Source organism: Bacillus sp. NPDC057893 (genome assembly GCF_042796455.1).
Taxonomy (GTDB): domain Bacteria; phylum Bacillota; class Bacilli; order Bacillales; family Bacillaceae_G; genus Bacillus_A.
Genome location: NZ_JBHVNG010000002.1, coordinates 795778 through 813169 on the forward strand (window position 1 = coordinate 795778; position 17392 = coordinate 813169).

19 protein-coding genes are annotated in these 17392 nt (G+C 33.5%); 12 read left to right on the forward strand and 7 right to left on the reverse strand.

Annotated features, from left to right (window positions below):
* Positions 1-163 precede the first annotated feature (163 nt).
* Positions 164-709 (forward strand): sigma-70 family RNA polymerase sigma factor, encoded by a 546-nt coding sequence (locus tag ACFVQC_RS12850; protein WP_377898663.1) that lies wholly within the window; start codon positions 164-166, stop codon positions 707-709.
* A 1-nt stretch (position 710) separates the two neighbouring features.
* Positions 711-1322, forward strand: a complete 612-nt coding sequence (locus tag ACFVQC_RS12855) for a flagellar motor switch protein FliG (protein WP_377898446.1) — start codon at positions 711-713, stop codon at positions 1320-1322.
* A 33-nt stretch (positions 1323-1355) separates the two neighbouring features.
* Here ACFVQC_RS12855 and ACFVQC_RS12860 read toward each other — a convergent pair whose 3' ends face one another.
* From ACFVQC_RS12860 to ACFVQC_RS12880, 5 genes are all read right to left on the reverse strand, one after another.
* The gene (locus ACFVQC_RS12860) at positions 1356-2576 is read right to left on the reverse strand and encodes an MFS transporter (protein WP_377898447.1); all 1221 of its coding nucleotides are present in this window, start codon (positions 2574-2576) and stop codon (positions 1356-1358) included.
* A gap of 182 nt (positions 2577-2758) precedes the next feature.
* Positions 2759-3202: an ArsR/SmtB family transcription factor gene (locus ACFVQC_RS12865; RefSeq protein WP_042889389.1), complete on the reverse strand. Its 444-nt coding sequence runs from the start codon at positions 3200-3202 to the stop codon at positions 2759-2761.
* Between the two features lie 128 nt (positions 3203-3330).
* Complete coding sequence (locus tag ACFVQC_RS12870; protein ID WP_377895923.1) at positions 3331-4545, reverse strand: MFS transporter; 1215 nt, start codon at positions 4543-4545, stop codon at positions 3331-3333.
* A gap of 6 nt (positions 4546-4551) precedes the next feature.
* Positions 4552-5019: a VOC family protein gene (locus ACFVQC_RS12875; protein WP_377895921.1), complete on the reverse strand. Its 468-nt coding sequence runs from the start codon at positions 5017-5019 to the stop codon at positions 4552-4554.
* 192 nt (positions 5020-5211) lie between these two features.
* Positions 5212-5328 (reverse strand): YjcZ family sporulation protein, encoded by a 117-nt coding sequence (locus ACFVQC_RS12880; RefSeq protein ID WP_000007805.1) that lies wholly within the window; start codon positions 5326-5328, stop codon positions 5212-5214.
* A gap of 337 nt (positions 5329-5665) precedes the next feature.
* On the opposite strand from ACFVQC_RS12880, the gene ACFVQC_RS12885 reads away from it, so the two are divergent.
* Both ACFVQC_RS12885 and hfq read left to right on the forward strand, forming a co-directional pair.
* A complete protein-coding gene (locus ACFVQC_RS12885; protein WP_002149180.1) occupies positions 5666-5884 on the forward strand; it encodes an aspartyl-phosphate phosphatase Spo0E family protein in 219 nt (72 codons plus the stop codon).
* Between the two features lie 54 nt (positions 5885-5938).
* Positions 5939-6127 carry an RNA chaperone Hfq gene (gene hfq / locus ACFVQC_RS12890; RefSeq protein ID WP_002012071.1) on the forward strand — a complete coding sequence of 63 codons (189 nt, stop codon included), beginning with the start codon at positions 5939-5941 and terminating at the stop codon, positions 6125-6127.
* A gap of 38 nt (positions 6128-6165) precedes the next feature.
* Here the strand turns inward: hfq and ACFVQC_RS12895 are convergent, their stop codons facing one another.
* Positions 6166-6768: an HD domain-containing protein gene (locus tag ACFVQC_RS12895; RefSeq protein WP_219917811.1), complete on the reverse strand. Its 603-nt coding sequence runs from the start codon at positions 6766-6768 to the stop codon at positions 6166-6168.
* A gap of 172 nt (positions 6769-6940) precedes the next feature.
* On the opposite strand from ACFVQC_RS12895, the gene ACFVQC_RS12900 reads away from it, so the two are divergent.
* The 8 genes from ACFVQC_RS12900 (at position 6941) to ACFVQC_RS12935 (ending at position 16500) form a co-directional block, all read left to right on the forward strand.
* The gene (locus ACFVQC_RS12900) at positions 6941-7774 is read left to right on the forward strand and encodes a flagellar motor protein MotP (RefSeq protein WP_377895918.1); all 834 of its coding nucleotides are present in this window, start codon (positions 6941-6943) and stop codon (positions 7772-7774) included.
* Between the two features lie 22 nt (positions 7775-7796).
* Entirely contained in the window at positions 7797-8474 is a 678-nt protein-coding gene (locus ACFVQC_RS12905) for an OmpA family protein (RefSeq protein WP_002012067.1), read from the forward strand.
* A 150-nt stretch (positions 8475-8624) separates the two neighbouring features.
* Positions 8625-8993, forward strand: a complete 369-nt coding sequence (locus ACFVQC_RS12910; RefSeq protein ID WP_000940577.1) for a response regulator — start codon at positions 8625-8627, stop codon at positions 8991-8993.
* 129 nt (positions 8994-9122) lie between these two features.
* Entirely contained in the window at positions 9123-11093 is a 1971-nt protein-coding gene (locus ACFVQC_RS12915; RefSeq protein WP_377895916.1) for a chemotaxis protein CheW, read from the forward strand.
* Between the two features lie 208 nt (positions 11094-11301).
* Positions 11302-12948 (forward strand): flagellar motor switch protein, encoded by a 1647-nt coding sequence (locus ACFVQC_RS12920; protein WP_377898448.1) that lies wholly within the window; start codon positions 11302-11304, stop codon positions 12946-12948.
* 29 nt (positions 12949-12977) lie between these two features.
* The gene (locus ACFVQC_RS12925) at positions 12978-14342 is read left to right on the forward strand and encodes a transglycosylase (RefSeq protein WP_377898449.1); all 1365 of its coding nucleotides are present in this window, start codon (positions 12978-12980) and stop codon (positions 14340-14342) included.
* 27 nt (positions 14343-14369) lie between these two features.
* The gene (locus tag ACFVQC_RS12930; protein WP_377895912.1) at positions 14370-15086 is read left to right on the forward strand and encodes a hypothetical protein; all 717 of its coding nucleotides are present in this window, start codon (positions 14370-14372) and stop codon (positions 15084-15086) included.
* Positions 15087-15154: 68 nt separating this feature from the next.
* A protein-coding gene (locus ACFVQC_RS12935; protein WP_215574701.1) for an IS3 family transposase occupies positions 15155-16500 on the forward strand; the annotation gives its coding sequence in 2 pieces (ribosomal slippage) (positions 15155-15596 and positions 15596-16500; 1347 coding nt in all).
* 100 nt (positions 16501-16600) lie between these two features.
* Here ACFVQC_RS12935 and ACFVQC_RS12940 read toward each other — a convergent pair.
* Positions 16601-17383 (reverse strand): CheR family methyltransferase, encoded by a 783-nt coding sequence (locus ACFVQC_RS12940; RefSeq protein ID WP_215574702.1) that lies wholly within the window; start codon positions 17381-17383, stop codon positions 16601-16603.
* Positions 17384-17392: the final 9 nt, after the last annotated feature.

Below are 17392 nucleotides of genomic sequence, written 5' to 3' on the forward strand. Positions count from 1 at the left end.
CTGAGATGTGGGTTTGTCTTTTTTTTTGAGGAGAAATATATTTTGTTTGCTATCATATATGTAGAAATGAAAATTAATAAATTTTTACAAAAGTGATAGAAAATGAGAATGAAATGCCAATAGTAAGTAAAAGCAGCTGCTAAAGGGGAACTGAGGAAGGATGATGTTTATGATTTTCAATTCTGAAGAGGATTTAATTATAGCTATGAAAAAACGCGATCAAGATGCTTTGAAAGAAGTGATTGATCAATATGGAAAATTAATTTTATACATTATTCATAAATCATTAAGTACCCCTATTGAGAAACAATATGTAGATGATTGTTATAACGATGTATTTACTGTCATTTGGTTTCATATCGACCAATTTGATATAGAAAAGGGAAACTTAAAATCTTGGATGATTGGTATTACTAAATTAAAGGCATTGGAATATAAAAAGAAAGTATATAGAGAGAACAAAATGGATAAAGACGTAGAAATAGATACAGGTATCCATGATAGGTATGAAATAGAACAAGAAGAAGAGATTATGGAAATAGTGCAAGATTTAAATGAAAAGGATCGATATATCTTTTTAAAGAGGTATATTGATGGATATTCCATTGACGATATTGCAAAAGAATTAAAAGTAACAGCGGATTATATATACAACCGAATTTCTCGAGGGAAGAAAAAACTTCAAAAACTGTGGAAGGGGAGTGTGTAATATGGATAAAAGACTATTATCGATGTTAAACGAACTCCAATATTCAGATGAAGAAATTAAACGTTTAGAGCAAGAAGCGGAAGTTTCTATAAATATAGATAAGTATTATGTGAGAAATGGTGAACTGCTAAAAAAATTAACTTTACAAATGCTTGAAGAATCAATTCGCGAAGAGTTACAAGAAGATGAAGAAATCGAGAATGAACTGTTAGTAGAAGAGGGATGCATGGTAAATACAAAAGTAATACCGAATATTTATACTGTAGGTGCAACTTTTTACTATTATATCGTTTTAACAAATAAAAGGTTGCTGATGAAAGGATTAGATTGTTATTTTAAAAAGGTAAATGAATACAGTATGTTAATAGAAAATATTCAAGCAATTTCACAACATAAAAAAATGAAAAACGTATACGGGATTAAATATAATAAAAAATATATACAATTTGGAAGTATAGAGCACGAACAAGAACTAGCTATGATTATTATGAAATTAAAACAGCATGGAGTAAAAGAAGAGAAATATAAAGATTTTGAGAAAGGCTGGATGATTTATTTCAATGTTCTTGTCATAGTAACATCCGGTCTTTTATTTTTAAAATATTTAATGTAAAAAGCGGCATAATAGCCGCTTTTTATCGTGCAATTAATATTCTAGTGAAGATTCTGTAGTTTTAAAATATTTTTCTCGTGAAGGAGTCATTACCCGGATTGCTAATAAGCAGGAAAGAGCAAAAATTAATAATGAACTGCTTATTACAGCAATTTGAATTGAAATAAATTGTGCGGATGCTCCAATTGCTAAAATGAAAAAGATTTGGATGAAATTTTTTATTGAATCAAATACGCTATCGATACGTCCTATCATATGTACTGGGATGTTATTTTGATAAAATGTTATAAATCCAGTACCAGCAAATGATGAAGCGATCCCAAGTAAAATGAAACCACTTGCTGCGACCGTAAATGAATTTGAAAAGGCGAAAATCACATAGCCTATTGCTGTGAAAATCATACCTAAACCGATGCAATATTGAATCGGTAATCGTTTTGCAAAGAGAGAGACAAGAAATGAACCACAAACGTAAGCTGCCCCGGTTATACTAACAAGCATGCTATATTCTACATCGGATAAAAACAGTACTTGTCGTGTAAAAACAACTTCTTGTGAATCAAGTGCCATAGAGACAAGCATTGTAGCTTGAAATAAAACGAATACGAGAATAATGTAAGTTTCAGTTCGTGCGAATGAAAAAACTTGTTTCCAATCACTTCGTAACGTTTGTACGAAAGTATTTGCAACCTCTTCGTTTTGCTTTGTTTGTAATGTGATGTTTGGCAAGAAGTAAATGAGAATGGTAGAAAGTAGAAAGGAAATTGAGTTGCAGTAAATAACAAAAGCTGCCGAGTATGTAGTGAGAAGTATTCCAGCAAGAGCCGGACCGATAATAAAAGCCCCATTTGTACATAGGCTATTCCAAGCATTAAATTGAGCACGTTCTTCAGCTGGTATGAGCAGTGTTTTATAAGTGAATGAAGCTGGATCGAAAAATGATGTAGCAATGCGAGTCAAAAAGATAAAAATATAAATTGCCCAAATAGAATCAAATAGTGGAATACAGCCAATGAGAGCGGCTCGAATAATATCTGTGATGAGCATAATTGACCGTTTATTTAATCGATCTACAATACTACCAGACCATGTTTTTGTAACAACGGTGGCAATTGGCCCGACAATCCATAGGCCTGCTACAGCAGCGGGAGAGTTTGTACTATTTAACACCATTAAGTTTAGAGCTATGAGGTACATAAAATCACCTAAACGAGAAATGCCTGTGCCCGACAATAATAATAGTTTATTTTTCATGTGTATATGGACCTTTCTTTCATTGTTTTTTTATCCCGCATTAACGGGCAGTAAGACTCCCACCTCAAAATGTGGCTGTAAAGCAAAGGAGTTAGGTGGGGGAGATCAACTGCCCGTAAAAGCCCGATTGGTGAAAGCTAATAATCGGTGGGGGATGAACAAAACCCCCACTAATTAAAGTTTCACTTTATCCGGCAGGAAATAGCGTATTCTTCCTCTGAGGCTGATTGACGAGCGGTTTTGCTTTCCCAGCGTAATAAAACTTGTGAGATCTCCCAAGTGAGTTGTTGTAATTCCTCTGGAGTTAAAAATAAATGAGATACAATATGGCTCCCTGTATTTGTTCCTTCCGTGCCTGCTTCTTCAATATAGAAGTGAGCAGATTTTGCTTTATAGTACTTTTCAATAATCCCCCGTTTTTCCTTTGTATCTACTAATTCAAGTAAGCCTCCGTCAAATAAAATTTGGATGTGATAGTGAACGCTACCAGCAGATTTATTTAGTTTAGTAGATACTTGTTTTGCAGTGAGTGTTTCGTCTTTTAAAAGGTGAAGAATTTGAATGCGAGTTGCATTGGAAATTAGCTTTTGTTGTTCTGCTGAAATGGTAAGTCGATCCTCAAACATTTTGTTAGCTCCTTTCTTATAATCTAAATTTATTGTACGTTCTAAAAAATTAGAATGTAAGAGAAATAAATCGCCTTTTTCTTGTAAATTTCGACATAAATAAAAATGGCATGTACATATACATGCCATTAAGTGATAGTAGATTCTTCACTAAGCTCCCCATGATAAAACAAGAAAAGCCATATAAAACTAACGGAAATACAGCATATAGCTAACAGGCTACCAATAACTTGCGGAGAAAGAATTTCTAAAAGCCATCCTGTTATAAACATAGATAACTGAATAAGAGATCCGTAAATGGAATAATGAAATGAAAAAACTTTACCAATCATGTTTTCTTCTGTATACATTTGTAGCAATGTCGTATCAAGTGGAACGATGATTCCTCCTGCTATACGCATACAGAGTAATGTAATGATACCGATAATAAGTTGATCGGATAGAATGAATCCGAGAAAGAAAATTCCTTGTAGTAAATAGGCCCAACCAAATGCTCTTTTCATTTTGTCTTCATTTTTAGATATATACAGGTTAACGAGAAGGCTACCAATCATAAGGCCAGCCCCTTGAACCGTATATAAAATTCCAATGTTAGAGTGGAAAATTCTTTCGGCATAGATTGTTAAGAGTAGTTGATAAGCACCTCCAATAGTTCCCCATGAAATTCCGACGAGAATTAATGATAAAATAATTTTTCTTTGTAATATGTATGTATAACCATCTTTTATATCAGTAAAAAATGCTTTTTTCGTGCTAAAAGCGCCACGAGAAGGGAACTTTATTTTATAAATAATATAGGCTGAAATAAAGTATGATAGGCTATTAATAAAAAAGGCAATCTCGATACTTAAAGATTGTGCAATGAGCCCACCTAAAGAGGCTCCCATAATAGACATAAAACTATTGATTGTACTAGAAAGAGAGTTAGCGGTTACTAAATGCTTTTGATGTACGATATTTTTTAGGGTTGATTGCTTAGCAGGCTCGAATAAGCAAGAGAGTACCGCTAAACATATATTAGAAACGAAAATAATTTCAATCTTGTAGAATGCTAATAAATAAGTGAGGACGATAATTCCTCGTAAAATATCGGTAAAAATCATAATTTTCTTTTTTGAAAAACGGTCTACAATTCCGCCTATGAATGGGCTCAGAAGAAGTTGAGGTAACCCTTTGCTCATAAAGGTGAGTGCTAACATAAATGAAGATTCTGTTATGCTATAGACGAGTGTTAATAAAGCGACAGTATGAAACCAATCCCCAAGTACACTTAATGTTTGACCATAAAATAGTCTTTTGAAGTTTGTATTTGTTTTAAGAAGCCTGTAATAAGAAATTGACATGAAAAATTAAACCTTATCTATAAGTGATGCCTGTACTTGTTTTTTCCATTCACTTAAATACATTTTCTCTGCTTTAGGTAGTCCAACAGGTAATTGTGCAATGAATTCTAAACTATTTCCATCAGGATCATTAAAATATATAGAGGCGTGTGCTAGCTCGGGAAAAACGATTGGCTCAATTGGCTCCATTCCAAAGTCTTTTCGCACTGGAATTCCTTTCTGTTTGAGCCAGTGTATCGCGTTTTCTAAATCGTGTAAGCTTACTTGGAAAGCGATATGTCGTAAGGATGGATGATAATTAACTTTGTATTCTTTTCCTTCCCAAAGACCAATCCAACTTTCATTTTCTACAATCCAAAAGAATGCGATATCTTTGTCTCTTTTATATAATTTTAGCCCTAGTGATTTATAAAAAGGTATCGAAAATTCTAAATTACAGACAGGTAAATGTGCTTCATAAAGACCTTTAATCATTATAATCCTCCTTAGTAAAAATGTTTCTTATTCAATAGTAAACGATGTTTTGTTTATTGAAATCGCAAATAAGAGGGATATAAATTCATACGAAAGTATGAAAAAACAGCTCAAATATGAGCTGTTTTCATATAGTTTTTAGTTAACATATTTCATTCATTTAGGGTCTAGCGAAAAGGATACGTATTATATTTAAAACCCTCCGCCGCCACCCCAACAGCTACATCCGATAATAATTAGAAGGATGAATAGCACGATGAGTAAAGCAAATCCACCACCGAAACCAGCGCAACTACCACCAAAGCTCATGTTTTTTCCTCCTTTTTTATTAAATTAATCTATATAACCAATGGATTACTTTATAGGATATGTTTTTATTTGGAAAAGGAGCAAGTCTTACTTTTAATTAGACAAGAGCCTGGGAGCTAATTTAGATATGATACTTACTTTGTTTTATAGTGCTTTTTTGAAAAGGGTGTATTACTGATTACAAATGTGGGGAATATGGTAAAACAATATGGAAGTGTATACTAGGTGAATGTATTGTAAATGAAAGGGGTATGTAACTTACAATTACATTAAAATTTCTTTTCATAAATATAAAATTTGTAAAAAAAACCATTTTTTTATTTTTTTACGAGTAAAAATGTACTATAATTTTACAAGTAATATTATGGGAAAAGGGAGTTTTAGTATAGAGATGGAGATGGGACAATTACACAATAAAATAGAACACAAAAAGAAAGAGTTAATGCAACTTGTTGCTAGGCATGGATTAGGTCATAATAAAGTTTTGTTATTTAGTCGAGATTTAGATATACTAATTAATAAGTTTATGAATATAAAAGACAAAGTATATAAGTGATTAATCTTTATTTTTTCATATTAAGATTATTTATTTGTAAAGGGGAAAACAGTTATGGAACACTTACAAGAAGAGTTGTATAAACAAATAAAAGAAGAAAAAGGTGCAGTTACTATATTTTTAAAGAGCGGAGTAAGAATAGTAGGGGAAGTAGTTGGAGTAGATAGATTTACAGTATTAATATTAGTAGATGGAAAACAACAACTTATTTATAAGCAGGCAATATCAACAATTATGAAATAAGACACTCAAGATGAGTGTCTTATTTCATAATTAAATGGTTACTTTTTGCATGCTTCAACATCAATGCCGGCAGCGATCAATTTTTTTTCTCCGTCTTGTTCAATGATTTTTTGTAATTTAGACAAGAAAGAGTCAAAATCTGTATGTTTACCAACTTGGAAAGTCATTTTATGCTCAATTGGTAACCAAGTATCAATATCAGCTTCGTTATGCTGAATTTTCACTTCAAGTTTATCAAGTGCGTTAGCAACTTTTGCTTCATACGTTTCTTTCGCTTCGAACTCCATCCATAAATCGTATAATTCCACGCCGAGAGAACCTTCTAGTGTATGTTTAATATTTAAAATAGCCTTTTGCTCATTTTTTTGTTTTTGTAATTGTAATTCACGGCTATTCATCGTATCAAAGGCAGGAATATCACCAGCTTCTGCTTCGACAAGGTCATGAATAATAACCATTTTAAGTAATTTTTCTATATTTACTTTTTGATCTAAATAAGGCTCAACTAAGATAGCCATTAGGGACATACGCCACGTATGTTCAGCAACACTTTCTTGACGTCCGTTAGAAAGCCAACTATGTCGCATTTCATATTTTAGTTTTTCTGCTAATGCAATGACTTGTAAAATGTTATGTTCCATCGTGATCCTCCTCATATTTCCATACTATAATTCTAATATAGAAATGAAATGTGTCAATTTAATGAGTATATTGCGATAAATAGATGATACGCGTATAATGATTGTTATATGTGAAAACGCATTATTAAAATAAAAAAATGTTTTACGAAAACGAAAAAGGAAGGGCAGGAATATGGGAGACGAAAATCAAGGATTAGCTAGACCGCAAAGGAAAAAAAGGAAGTTTGATATTTCTAGCCCCTTTGGCATTGTAGTAGGTTTCGTTATTTTAATTGCAGCGATCATGCTTGGCGGTGGTGGAATAAAAGCTTTTAAAAATTTCTTAGATGTTTCATCTATTTTGATCGTTATAGGGGGAACAACAGCGACAATTGTTGTGGCATATAGATTTGGAGAAATAAAAAAATATACGAAAAGTATTTTTGCTGTTTTACATAGAAGAGAAGAAGATTTAGAACAGTTAACGGATTTGTTCGTTGATTTTTCGAAAAAGTCTAAAAAACACGGCTTACTTTCTTTAGAAGTTGATGGAGAGCAGGTAGACAATCCTTTTATTCAAAAGGGAATTCGTTTAATGTTAAGCGGTTATGATGAAGCGGAATTAAAAGAAGTATTAATGAGAGATGTTGAAACAGAAGTGTATGAGTTAAGAAAAGGAGCGACATTATTAGATAAGATTGGTGATTTTGCTCCAGCATGGGGTATGATAGGAACGTTAATCGGTCTTATTATTATGTTGCAAAACTTACAAGATACTGCACAAATTGGTACAGGGATGGCCGTTGCAATGTTGACGACTTTATATGGATCTATTATTGCAAATATGATTGCAATACCGCTATCTGAAAAAGTGTATCGTGGCATTGAAGATTTGTATACAGAGAAGAAGTTTGTAATAGAAGCAATTTCAGAGCTGTACCGAGGACAAATTCCTTCTAAATTAAAGTTAAAACTTGATACATATGTATATGAAACGAAGATAAAAAAAGAAAAACGAGCAGCCTAATATTTCAAGGAGTGGTATGGTGATGATAAAACGACCGCAAAAAGGATCGCCTCGTTGGATGACGACTTTTACTGATTTAACGATGTTGTTATTGACTTTTTTTGTACTATTAGTTGCTACATCAAAACAAGATACAGTAAAATTATCGAAGATGCTTGAAAAGTTTAGTGATGCAGAACAAGTGGATGCGAAAGTAATGGAAGGTACAATACCAGATATTTCACATGAAAAAAATGATGAAAAAGCAGTTTCAAAAAAACGAATGGATGAATTGTATAAAAAGTTAAAAGCATATGTAGATAATAATGGTGTTAGTCAAGTGAATGTATATCGAGAAGATACAGGTGTTAGCATCGTTATAGTAGATAACTTAATATTCGATACAGGTGATGCGAATGTAAAGCCGGAAGCAAAAGAAGTAATTAGTCAATTAGTAGGGTTCTTTCAATCGGTACCAAACCCAATTGTTGTAGAAGGACATACAGATAGTAGACCGATTCATAATGAAAAATTTCCTTCCAACTGGGAATTATCTTCAGCACGAGCAGCTAATATGATTCACCACTTAATTGAAGTGTATAATGTAGATGATAAACGATTAGCAGCGGTAGGATATGCGGACACAAAACCAGTAGCATCAAATGATTCACCGCAAAATTGGGAGAAAAACCGGCGCGTTGTAATATATATTAAAGAATAATATATTACTATTTTATTAATAAAATAATAAAAATACAGAAATTCTTTTAAAAAAATATTAAATTTTCTCGTTTTATTTTGTATAATGAGTGAGAATGATAAGGTGAAATATTAAGATATATTTATACATAAAAGGAGAGAACCGAAAAGAATGGCACATAAAATTTTAGTTGTAGACGATGCGATGTTTATGCGAACAATGATTAAAAACTTATTAAAAAGTAATTCTGAATTTGAAGTTATCGGTGAAGCAGAGAATGGGGTAGAAGCGATTCAAAAGTATAAAGAACTTCAACCTGATATTGTAACACTAGATATTACTATGCCAGAAATGGACGGACTTGAAGCATTAAAAGAAATTATGAAAATTGATTCGAGTGCAAAGGTTGTTATTTGTTCTGCAATGGGACAACAAGGTATGGTATTAGATGCAATTAAAGGCGGGGCAAAAGACTTTATTGTAAAGCCATTCCAAGCCGATCGTGTTATTGAAGCTTTAACAAAAGTAGCAAATAGCTAATATAGAAGGGATGCCACAAAGAATCAAATCAATGATAGCGGATAGACGTGTGGCCCCCTTTTTTCTCGTTATAAAACACTAAATTGTTATACATAAATGAAATGTTTGTTAGACAGGTAGGGGATTAAAATGCAAACAGATCTATTAAATATATTTTTTGAAGAAGCAGAAGAACATTTACAGTCGCTAAATGAAAATGTGCTAAATTTAGAACAGAATCCTGCCGATATGGGTGTTGTAGGAGAAATATTCCGCTCAGCTCATACATTTAAAGGTATGTCTGCGAGTATGGAATTTACAGAAATGGCAGATTTAACCCATAAGATGGAAAATGTTTTAGACGAAATCCGTCATGGAAATATGATGGTGAATGCTAATATTATTGATGTTATTTTTGAGTGCATTGATAATTTAGAAAAGATGGTTGCAGATGTGCAGCAGGGCGGAATGGGTAATATTGATGTTGTATCTACAAAGCATAAATTAGAAGCGTTATTAAATGGGAATGTAGAAGCTTCTATGGAACAAGTAGAGCAAAGTAGTATAAACAATGATGATACAGTTTCACATGAAGTATATATAACCGTCGAACAACAAGCCATTTTAAAAGCAGTACGTGCCATTATGTGTATTGAAGCATTACAAAATGTAGGGGATATACAAAAAACGGTTCCAAGCATTGAAGAAATCGAAGCGGATGCTTTTGGATTTGAGTTTACAGTATATATGGATACTGATCGTAGTGTTGAAGAATTGAAACAGGTAGTGCTTCACGTTTCTGAAATTGAGAAAGTAGAAGTGAAGCAAGGAAATATAGCTGAAGAAGGAATCGTACAATCTATTGCAGCAACGCAGCTGGATCCATCTCTAGAGGCACGAACTACAACAGCTAGTACTACACCGGCTAAAAGTACTACAAAAACGAAAAATGCTAAAGTAGAGAATCGTTCTATTCGTGTTCAGTTAGAAAAAATCGAAAGATTAATGAATATGTTTGAAGAAAGTGTAATTGAGCGTGGACGGATTGATGAATTAGCAGAAACGATTCAAAATAAAGAGTTAATCGAGCATTTAAATCGATTAGGGGATATTTCAAAAGATATCCAAAATGTATTGTTAAATATGCGTATGGTACCGATTGAAACGGTCTTCAATCGTTTCCCGCGTATGGTACGTATGTTAGCGAAAGATTTAGGTAAAAAAATCGATTTACAAATTAAAGGTGAAGATACTGAAGTTGATAAAATTGTTATTGACGAAATTGGTGATCCACTCGTTCATTTAATTCGTAATGCAATTGATCATGGTATTGAAACTGTCGAAAACCGACGTGATGCCGGGAAGAATGAGACAGGTACTATTAAATTAGAGGCGTTTCATAGTGGAAATCATGTCGTAATTCAAATTACTGATGATGGAAATGGTATTCATAAAGGAAAAGTATTAGAAAAAGCGATAAAAAATGGTGTTGTAACGGAATCAGAGGCAAATAAATTAACGGATCGTGAAGTGTTTGATCTTATTTTTCAACCGGGATTTAGTACAGCGGAAGTTGTATCTGACCTTTCTGGACGTGGAGTTGGATTAGATGTTGTTAAACATACGATTCATAGTTTAGGTGGGCATTTAATTATTGATTCTGAAGAAGGAAAAGGAAGTACATTCAGAATTGAACTTCCTTTAACATTGTCTATTATTCAATCAATGCTTGTTCAAACAAGTGATAAGCGTTATGCGTTGCCTCTTGGCAATATTGTTGAAGCCATTCGAATTAAGAAAGAAGACATACAATCGTTACAAGGAAAAGACGTTTTAAACTACCGCAATCAAATTATTGAAGTGAAACATTTAAGTACTGTATTTGGTGAAAAAACAGTAGATGAGGCGTTCGCATCATATGATAGTCAAATGGTTCCTGTGTTAATTGTTCGTAATACACATCGTAGCTATGGACTTATCGTAAACACAATTATCGGTCAAAGAGAAATAGTCTTAAAGTCATTAGGTGATTTCTTTGCAGAGAGCTCTAACTATTTCTCTGGTGCGACAATTCTCGGTGATGGACGAGTGGTCCTCATTTTAAACCCAGAAGGTTTATAATAGGAATGAAGGAAGCTCCCCACTTGTATACAATTGGGGAGCTTTTTGGATAGAACTAATAATATAAGTATATGAAAACCGTCGTTTACACATATTGTGGAAATAAATACATGTTCACAATTCGGATGATAAGTTTGGTAAAATATAACGAGTGTAATAGAGAGTTTAAATCATTTGATAGAAAAACAAAAATGAGGAGGCAGGAAAAATGCCTGAGCAACACACAAAAGGGGATACTGGCACAATTGTGCTAGAAAAAGAAAATGAACATTTAACGCCTCAAGAATGCGATATTCTTGGTGAGATTGCTAATATATCATTTGGTTCAGCTTCGACTGTATTATCAACAATTTTAAATAGGCAAGTAAGTATTACTGCTCCTCAAGTAGAATTGGTAGATTTATATGATACAAGTGATGTTGAAATTCCACATGTTGTATTAAATATCCATTTCACAAAAGGATTAGATATGGAAAATCTTCTTGTTTTAAAGCAAGATGTTGCTTTATCTATTGCTGATTTAATGATGATGGGAACAGGTGAAGTTGAAGAGGGAAAAGAGCTTGGTGAATTAGAGCTAAGTGCAGTACAAGAAGCTATGAATCAAATGATGGGATTCGCAGCAACATCTATGTCAGAATTCTTCCAAGATACGGTAGACATGTCTCCGCCAACAATTAAAGTTGTGCAACTTACAGAAGAGATGGAGAAGATTTCTGGTATTAATGGGAATAATATGGTTGTTAAAGTATCGTTTGAATTAAAAATAGATAATCTTGTGAATTCTCAGCTTGTACAGGTTGTTTCAGTTGAACATGCGAAGCGAATGATAAATAAATTGTTACAATTATCTGGTGGTGTGGAAGAAGGAATAGATGAGCAGGCGGAAGTGCAGGAAACTGAGATTGTAGAAGAGCATGTGGAAAAAGAACAGTTAACACAAGAAGAGAAAGATGTACTTGGTGAAATTGCGAATATTTCAATTGGTTCGGCTTCAACAGTACTATCGACGCTTTTAAATCAGCCTGTCACTATTAGTACACCAAATGTAGAGGCGATTAATGTTCGTCATTATGAAGGAGTACCGGTTCCGTTTGTTATTTTAAATGTCGATTTTGTTGAAGGACTAAAGAATGAGAACGTATTCGTATTTACGAAAGATGTTGCTTTAACAATGGTAGATTTAATGATGATGGGAACGGGTGAAATTGATCCGGAGAAAGAGCTAAGTGAATTAGAGTTAAGTGGCATTAAAGAAATTATGAACCAAATGATGGGGCATGCTGCAACAGCAATGTCAGAAATGTTTAAAGAAAAAATGGATATGACACCACCAGACGTTAAATTTGTTTCTTTAAAAGAAGAAATGGAATATTTGGGAGAGTCGATGGCAGTTGACGAACTCGTTCAAATTACTTTTAATCTTGAAATTGGTGATCTCCTTCAATCAAAGATGTATCAAATACTACCAATATCAGAAGCGAAAGAGATGGTTAGACGACTTCTATATCCGATGGTGGAAGAGCAAGAAGAAATAGTTGAGGAAGTTGTTGAAGAGGAAGAAATTCCTGCACCAGTCGTACAGCCAATTGAATATAAAGAAGTCAAGCAAGTTGAGCCAGTATATATGGATGCATCTATTCTACAAAATGTAGAAATGAATGTTAAATTTGTATTTGGAAGTACAGTGAGAACAATTCAAGATATTTTAAGTCTACAAGAAAATGAAGCGGTCGTACTTGATGAAGATATTGATGAACCGATTCAAATTTATGTGAACGATGTATTAGTGGCGGATGGAGAACTTGTAAATGTAGATGGATTTTTCGGAGTAAAAGTGACGAAATCGCTATAAGGCGTCAAAATAGGAGTTTGAACAGATAGATGAAAAACGTAAAGTTTTTTCTAATTAGTTGGCTATTCTTACATATATGTATATTTTTCCCATTACAAGGGCAGGCAGAAGAAAAAAGTGTGCAAAATCAAAATATAAGCGAAGTGAATGACCAAGAGGGAAAAAATAAAGAAGTTCAGGAAAAGCCGGAACAAGTGAAAATGCCCTCGGTTGAAGATGAAAAAAAAGCAGTAGAAAATGAGCAAGGGAAAGAACAAAAAGAAGAAAGAACGATAGAAACAGACCGAGGGGTTATTACAGTTAATAAGCAGGAGCTAAAGGTTGGCGAAGAAGTGTGGATTGCTGTAGAACCAAATGAAAAAAACATTCAAAGTGTAAAAGGTATATTACAATTACAAAAAAATGGTGAGCAGTACAGACAAGAGAGAATAATATCTTTTGAGTATGAAGAAGAAACGAAGCGATGGATCGCTAATTATAAGGCCGGAATATATGATTTACAAGGTGATTGGAACCTTAGGCTCGTTGAAAGCTATAAAGAAGATGAGAAGGAAGAAGTAATAGAGAACGAATTAAATGTCCCGCTCATTCGTATAAACAATGAAGCACCAACTATAGATAAAGAATTGCCAAAGTTAGAGAAAGTTAGTATTGATGAGGCAAAAGGGAACTTAATTGAACGGAAAAAGGGAGAATCCGTTCATATACGAGTACAAACGGTAGATATAGAATCGGTTGTTAAAGAAGTGCGCGTTATATTAAAAGGAAAAGAAGACGGTAACGATATTACTTTTTTATTAGACTATAATAAACACGACATGGATTGGCAGAAAATATTTGAAATAACAGAAGCTTTACCTGTTGGGCCGCATCAACTTATTGTGGAAGTAACAGATGGGGCAGGTAACAAACTTGTGACAGAGAGTGAATATATCGTTTCTATTATCGAACAAAAAGTGAAAGATGATGAAAAGATAGAAGAACATGAGAATGAAAATGAAGTAGAAGATAAGAAAGAAATTGAGAAGCAGGAAGATCCGAAAATAGAGATGCCGCTTCCAGAAGAAAAACTTCCAGTTGTTCAAATTCCAAAGCAAGAGGAGAAAGTGAACTCTTATATAAAAGAGCCGTTGAAAGAAAAAGAGGAAATCAACTACGTTATAAAAGAGTCGTTAACAGACAATAAGGAAGTAAATAATGTGAAGGTTCATAAAGAGAAAAAAGGCGAAAATGACAATCAAGTCGTTTCTAAAAAGAAAGAGAAAATAGAAGAACAACAAGAAAAGAAAGAGGAAAAAAGTGAGCAGGGAGTACAGGCTTCTAATGTGTTTGCTGTTATGTCAGGATTATTTGTACTGTTTTTAGTTTTAAAGAGTAATAAAGAATGGGGCTAATAATTTGATAGTAGTGGAGGCGCTTAAATGGAAATTAAACGTACGACAATTGAAAATAAGACGCTACAACCATTAAAACAGCCTGCAGCTATTTCAGAACATGAAATTCAGAAAGAACGAAAGCATAGTAATTTAGTGTTTAGTGGGCAGTCTAAAATTATTTCGAAAAATAATGAAATAGGCATTTTACTTGCAAGTTTAGGCGATGGAAAGATTATGAAGGAAATACTTTCTAAAGAGATGGATACAGTGTTACAACTCTTTAAAAAGTTACATACGTTATCTGGAGAAGGTAAGCAAACAGAAAAAATATTTGAACAAGTAATTAGAAGCTTACAAGGACTTGTTAAGCAGGCACATATAAAAGATCTTCCTTTATTAGATGGAACGTATGATTTCGCTGAAGTACAACTATCATTTGGTAGAAAGGTACATATTCCGTTACTAGATGTAAGTGCACTTATCTCTAGAGTGGAGAGTGATTCTTCAGAAGGAAATATAAATTTAATGGTAACGGTTATTACTGCTTATATAACGAAATTGTCTAACGAAACCATGTTAATTAGCGTTACAGACCGCACGGCAAAAGATCGGGATGTCAGTGTATGGAGAGCGCTCGCAGAAATGAATATGACACAATTGTCCCAGACGTTGAAACGTACAATGCAAGAACATAAATGGTCTATGACGTTTCTTTTTCTCTTTATATGGATTGTTGGTATCATTTTAATTCGAGTTATATAAAAGGTCGTCACTTCATGAAGTGCACCCCAATTGTTAGACATGGTCTAACAATTGGAGGTGCATTTTTTATGGCTAAATTTTCTTCAAAAGAAAAAATCCAAGCGGTGAAACGATATTTAGATGGTTCAGAGAGTGGAAAAACAATTGCTAAATCTATAGGAGTTACTCCTGTTTTAATTCGTGAGTGGATTAGACGATATGAATCTTCAGGTGAAAGGGCCTTTGACAAGTGCTATACATTATACCCAGCTCAGTATAAACTAGATGTACTTTATTATATGAATGAACACGGGACATCTATCAGAGAAACAGCGGCGCTTTTCAATATTCCGTCTTATGAAACACTTCGGAAATGGAAAATAGCCTATGAAACAGGAGGATTGGATGCCCTACAATCAAAGAAAAAGGGGCGTCCAACCATGAAAGATAAAAAAATAAAACCAGTAGTAGAAGGTTCAATAGAAGCACTACAAGCCGAAAATGAGCGTTTACGGATGGAAAATGCATATTTAAAAAAGTTGAATGCCTTAGTTCAAAACAAGGAAAAATCACCAAACAAGACAAAGCGCAAGTAATCTATGAGTTAAGGCATGAATTTCCTGTCAAGGAGTTACTTCAACTCGCAAACATTCCACGTAGTACGTACTATTACTGGATGAAACAGTTCAATCGTCCTGATCCAAATGCGGAGGTAAAAGAACTGATTCAAGCTATTTATAATGAACACGATGGGTGTTATGGGTATCGTCGTATTCGTGATGAACTTATGAATCGTGGACACAAAGTAAATCATAAAAAAGTGTATCGCCTTATGAAAGAATTAGGGTTAAAATGTCTTGTTCGTATGAAAAAATATCGCTCTTACAAAGGGACAGTTGGGAAAATTGCGCCAAATATTTTAAATTGCAACTTCCAAGCTGTAAAACCAAATGAAAAGTGGGTTACAGATATTACGGAGTTTAAGTTATTTGGGGAGAAGTTATACTTATCACCAATGTTGGATTTGTTTAATAGTGAAATTATTACCTATACAATTGGTTCAAGACCGACCTATTCCCTTGTTTCAACGATGTTAGATCAAGCTTTTGAACGTATAACAGATCAGGATAAACTCCTCATTCATTCTGATCAAGGTTGGCACTATCAAATGAAACAATACCGTCATTCACTTAAGAATTGTGGCATTACTCAAAGTATGTCTCGCAAAGGAAACTGTTATGACAATGCCGTTATTGAAAATTTCTTTGGTATCATGAAATCAGAATTTCTGTATCGAAAAGAATTTGAAAGTATAACACATTTCAAACAAGAATTAGCAAAGTATATAGAATACTATAATCATAAAAGAATTAAGGCAAAATTAAAGGGTATGAGCCCGGTACAATACCGGGCTCATACCCTAGAGGCTGCCTAATGAAACGACCTGTCTAACTTTCAGGGGTCACTTCATTCATTGTGACGACCTTTTTTATCCCGTAAAAGCCCGATTGGTATGGGCTGATTAAAGTTTCACTTTATATTTTTTCATAGAAGAATGTATCGAATCGCTGAAGATTGTAACGTTCGGGTGTTAAAATTTGTTCAGTACTACCAACAAATAATACGCCACCTTTTCGTAAGGAACGACTAAACTTTTCATAAAGTTTTACTCGTGCTTCTTCTGTAAAGTAAATCATAACATTGCGACATATAATTAAATCGTAATTTGTATCAAATGACTGCATTAAGAGGTCATGTTGTTTGAACGTAACGTTTTGCTTAATGTTTTGATGCAATGAATATGTATCATTATCTTTTGTGAAATGACGCTCTTTCAAATCGATAGGTAATTCTTTTAAAGAACGTTCTGCATAACGACCACGTTTTGCAGTTTCTAAAATATGAGAATCAAGATCTGTTGCTTGAATTTCATAGCGAAATGGAGATAGATGTTTCGATAAAATTAAAGAGAGTGTATATGGTTCTTCACCGGCAGCGCAAGCAGCACTCCATACTTTTAATTTCCCATTATTTTGTTCAAGTAATTTTGGTAGTGCTTTCGTCTCTAACGTTTGCCAGCGTTCTTTATTTCTGAAAAACTCTGAAACGTTAATTGTAATATAGTCTATAAAACTTAAAAATAAATTTTGATCGGCACGTAAATGATTTAAGAAATTTGCGTAGTTGTCAAATCCTTTTCTTGAAATGAAAGCATCGATTCTACGGCGCATTCTATCTTGTTTATACGAAGCGATATCCATATTGAATTGTTGTTTAAAACTCGCGATAAAATGATCATAATCTTGTTCAATTATCATATTTATAAT